General features: G+C 70.9%; 3 protein-coding genes and 1 riboswitch. Of the genes, 2 read left to right on the top strand and 1 reads right to left on the bottom strand.

The genetic code is table 11. From position 1 onward, the window contains the following. Positions 1 to 219: 219 nt before the first annotated feature. Positions 220 to 2,529 (bottom strand): 5-methyltetrahydropteroyltriglutamate--homocysteine S-methyltransferase, encoded by a 2,310-nt coding sequence (gene metE / locus G5C60_RS49745; protein ID WP_338146157.1) that lies wholly within the window; start codon positions 2,527 to 2,529, stop codon positions 220 to 222. A gap of 144 nt (positions 2,530 to 2,673) precedes the next feature. Further along, positions 2,674 to 2,906, bottom strand: a riboswitch (cobalamin riboswitch). A gap of 148 nt (positions 2,907 to 3,054) precedes the next feature. On the opposite strand from metE, the gene G5C60_RS49740 reads away from it, so the two are divergent. Both G5C60_RS49740 and G5C60_RS49735 read left to right on the top strand, forming a co-directional pair. Then, on the top strand, positions 3,055 to 3,621 hold the full coding sequence (locus G5C60_RS49740; protein WP_165270771.1) for an ArsR/SmtB family transcription factor: 567 nt from the start codon (positions 3,055 to 3,057) through the stop codon (positions 3,619 to 3,621). Beyond that, the coding region (locus tag G5C60_RS49735) for an MFS transporter (RefSeq protein WP_165270769.1) at positions 3,618 to 4,182 on the top strand (565 nt) is incomplete at its 3' end. The genes G5C60_RS49740 and G5C60_RS49735, both read left to right, overlap by 4 nt.

Genomic DNA, 4,182 nt, shown 5'->3' with positions numbered 1-4,182 from the left:
CCCCCGGGCCCCCGCTTGGTGAGCCCGTTGTTGCGTACGGAGGCGCGGCTGTTTCGGGTCGGGCGCCGTTGTTTGAAAAATCTGCGGGCCGTCTGTGGCTGGGCGCGCAGTTCCCCGCGCCCCTGACGGGCCGCGGCCCTGACGGGGCGCGGCCCCCGCACTACGCCGTGCGCGTGCACCCGCCCCGCGCCCCTTACGGGGCGCGGGGCGCGCTTGGCCTCAGCCCGGAAGCTCGGCGCGCACGCGACGTGTCGCCGTCGTCATCCGTACCAGTGCCGGGCCGGCCTCGGACCAACTCCGGGTCTTCAGGCCGCAGTCGGGGTTGATCCACAGCCGCTCGGGCGGTACGGCGAGCAACGCACGGTCGATCAGATCGGTCAGCTCCCGCTCTTCCGGGACGCGTGGTGCGTGGATGTCGTACACGCCTGGACCGACTGCCCGTGGATAGCCGGCCGCGGCCAGTTCGTCCGCGATCTGCATCCTCGAGCGGGCCGCCTCGAGGCTGATCACATCCACGTCCAACTCCTCGACGGCGCCGAGGATTTCGCCGAACTCCGCGTAGCACATGTGCGTATGGATCTGTGTGTCCGCCCGCACCCCGGAGGTGGCCAGCCGGAACGCCTCCGTGGCCCACGCCAGATACGCGGGCCGGGTGGCCCGGCGCAGCGGCAGCGTCTCGCGCAGGGCGGGCTCGTCGACCTGGACGACGGCCGTGCCCGCGGCCTCCAGGTCGGCCACCTCGTCCCGCAGCGCCAGCGCCACCTGCCGTGCGGTCTCGGCGAGTGGCTGGTCGTCCCGCACGAACGACCAGGCGAGCAGCGTGACCGGGCCCGTGAGCATGCCCTTCACGGGGCGCTCGGTCAGCGACTGCGCGTACGACGTCCACGCCACCGTCATGGGCGCGGGCCGGGAGACGTCGCCGGCCAGGATCGGCGGCCTTACGCAGCGCGTGCCGTACGACTGGACCCAGCCGTGCCGTGTGGCGATGAATCCGTTGAGCTGTTCGGCGAAGTACTGCACCATGTCGTTGCGTTCGGGTTCGCCGTGCACGAGGACGTCGAGCCCGGCCTTCTCCTGGAAGGCGATCGTGTCGCGGATCTCCGTGCGGATGCGCTCGTCGTACGCCGCCTCGTCGATCCGCCCGGCCCTCAGATCGGCTCGCGCCAGACGCAGTTCGCGGGTCTGCGGGAACGAGCCGATGGATGTGGTGGGCAGCGGGGGCAGTCGGAGCCGTGCCTGCTGGGCCACCGACCGTTCGGCGAACGGCTGGACGCGCCGGGTGTCCTCGGGCGTCACCGCCGCGCAACGGGCCCGTACGGCCGGATCGCGGGTGAGGGAGGAGGCGGCCCGGGAGGCCAATGCTGCCCGGTTGGCGGCCAGTTGCGGCGCGATGGAGCCCTCGGTGAGACCGCGGGTCAGCGTCACCACCTCCGCCGTCTTCTGCCGTGCGAAGGCCAGCCAGCGCGCCACCTGCGGATCGAGGTCACGCTCGACCGAGGCATCGAGCGGTACGTGCAGCAGTGAGCACGACGGTGCCACATCCACCCGCTCGGCGAGCCCGAGCAGCGTGGCCAGGGTGGCAAGTGACCGCTCCAGGTCGTTGATCCATACGTTGCGGCCGTCGACCACGCCCGCTACGAGCCGCTTGCCGGGCAGCCCGCCCACCGAGGCGAGCGCGTCCAGGTTCGCGGCGGCCGGGCCGGTGAAGTCCAGCGCCAGACCCTCGACCGCGGACCGTGCGAGCACGGGCAACGCCTCGCCGAGCCGGTCGAAATACGAGGCGACGAGCAGCTTCGGCCGGTCGGTGGACGCGGTGAGGTCGCGGTACGCGCGGGCCACGGCGTTCAGTACGGCGGGTGGCTGGTCCTGCACCAGCGCCGGCTCGTCCAACTGCACCCAGGCGGCGCCCGCCGCGCGCAGGTCGGCCAGCAGTTCCGCGTACACGGGAAGCAGCCTGTCCAGGAGTGTGAGCGGCTGGAAGTCGGCCGGAGCGCCCGGCGCGGGCTTGGACAGGAGCAGGAAAGTGATCGGGCCGACGAGTACCGGCCGCGCGGTGTGGCTTAGTGAAACCGCCTCGCGCAGTTGGCCGACCGGCCCGCGCGGGTCGGCCGCGAAGACCGTGTCGGGGCTCAACTCCGGCACCAGATAGTGGTAGTTGGTGTCGAACCACTTGGTCATCTCCAGCGGCGCCGCCGAGTCCGTGCCGCGTGCCATGGCGAAATAGCCGTCGAGCGGGTCCGCGTCGAAGGCCTCCCGGTGGCGGGCGGGGATCGCTCCGGTCATGACGACGGCGTCCAGGACGTGGTCGTACAGCGAGAAGTCCCCCGTGGGCACTTCGGAGACACCGGTGTCGGCGAGCCACTGCCAGGCCGTACGGCGCAGTCCGGCCGCGGTCGTACGCAGTTCGCCGGCGCTGACGCGGCCGGCCCAGTAGCCCTCGACGGCCTTCTTCAGTTCCCGGTGCGGGCCCTGCCGGGGCCAGCCGTGCACGGTGGCACGGACCTGCGGGGTGGGGGAGGGATGGGTCACGGAACTCTCCTTCGCGAGTCGCGGCGGGTGATCCCGGGACGACCGGTGCGAAGGAACGGAACGGCAGACCGGCGGGGCCTTTTCCACCTGCCCGCCCACTCCGCCGGCCCTCCCACGAGGCCGCCGAGATCGCCGTACGCACGGGTGGCGCACGGGCAGTTGGCAGGTCTTCGGACTCGTGAGCACGCCCAGTCCTCCGTACGAGGACACGGCACCTACTGGCCGTCGCTTCCCGGATCCGTCGGGTGGATCCAGTGCGTATGACGGCGTTCGTTCTCACTCACCGCTGCGGGGCAGTCCCGGATTCCCACCGGGTTCCCTCTTGCGACGCACCCCGCCTGGCGGACGGGGGGCGAACCAGCTGCACGGACATCGTAAGCACACAACTCCTGCAAGCCGCGAGTGAGTTCTTGATGAAGATCACGTAGACATGTTCGCGAAGAGATGTTCGCGAAGAGATGTTCGCGAAGAGATGTTCGCGAAGGACTCTTCCGGAAGAGTTCTTCGCGTTCTACGCTCCGAGGCATGGCAGACGACGGCACGACCGACATCACCCTCGACACGGCTGCGCTGCGGGTACTCGCGCATCCCACGCGGCTCGCGTTGCTGAACCGGCTGCGACAGCAAGGGCCCGCCACCGTGCGGCAGTTGGCCGCGCATCTCGGGCTGGACTCCGGTGCGGCCAGCTATCACCTGCGGCGGCTCGCGGCGGGCGGGCTCATCGAGGAGGACACCGAGCGGGGCACGAAGCGGGACCGCTGGTGGCGAGCCCTGCACCGGATCTCCGTGCACGATCCGGCCACCTCACCGGATGACGCCGCCAGTCGGGCGTACGCACAGGCCGTGGCCCTTGCCGACGGCGAGACGCTGCGCAGGGTGGCCGCCGAGGTCGTACCGGTGATGCCCGACGAATGGTTCGACGTCAGCGGGTTCATGAGCTACATGCTGCAGCTCACGCCCGGTGAACTCGACGCCATGAAAGGGGAGTTGGCGCGAGTGATCGAGCGTTACCGGGATCAGCGACCTACCGACGGGGCCGAACGGGTGGCCGTACACCTTCAGTTGTTCCCGCTGCTCGACGACGAGGCATGACCGCGCGGCCCGCCTTCCGCGACCCGAACGTCCTGCGCTGGCTGGGCGCCTACACCATCTCGGTGACCGGTGACGTCGCCTACTACCTGGCCCTGACCTGGGCCACCTCCCGGGCTGCCGGTCCTGCCCACGTCGGCGCCGTGCTCGCCGTCGGGGCGATACCCCGCGCCGTCCTCATGCTCGGCGGCGGCGTACTCGCCGACCGCTTCGGCCCACGCCGAGTCCTGCTCGCCAGTGACCTCGTACGGTGCGCGGTGGTACTCGTCGCCGCCGCACTGACCTGGGCCGACGGCTCTCGACTGTGGCGGCTGTATGTGCTGGCTCTGCTCTTCGGCGCCGTCGACGCGGTCTTCATGCCGGCGGTGGGGGCCCTCCCGCCAAGGCTCACGGAAGAGAGTCAGCTGGCCCGGGTGCAGGGGATGCGGGTGCTGGCGGTGCGGTTCAGCAACGCGGTCGGACCTCTGGTCGGGTCCTTCGTGCTGGCCGTTCAGGGGGCCGCGGGGGCATTCGCCGTGGTGGGGGTGTTGTTCGCGGTGTCGGTGGGGTTGTTGTGGGCGGTGC

It is taken from the genome of Streptomyces scabichelini, assembly GCF_011045015.1.
Classification (GTDB): Bacteria; Actinomycetota; Actinomycetes; order Streptomycetales; family Streptomycetaceae; genus Streptomyces; species Streptomyces scabichelini.
This window is presented reverse-complemented; position numbering and strand designations above follow the sequence as displayed.

Coding starts and splice junctions, on each gene's coding strand:
- G5C60_RS49740 (WP_165270771.1), top strand. CDS start 3,055: ATGGCAGACGACGGCACGACCGACATCACCCTCGACACGGCTGCGCTG.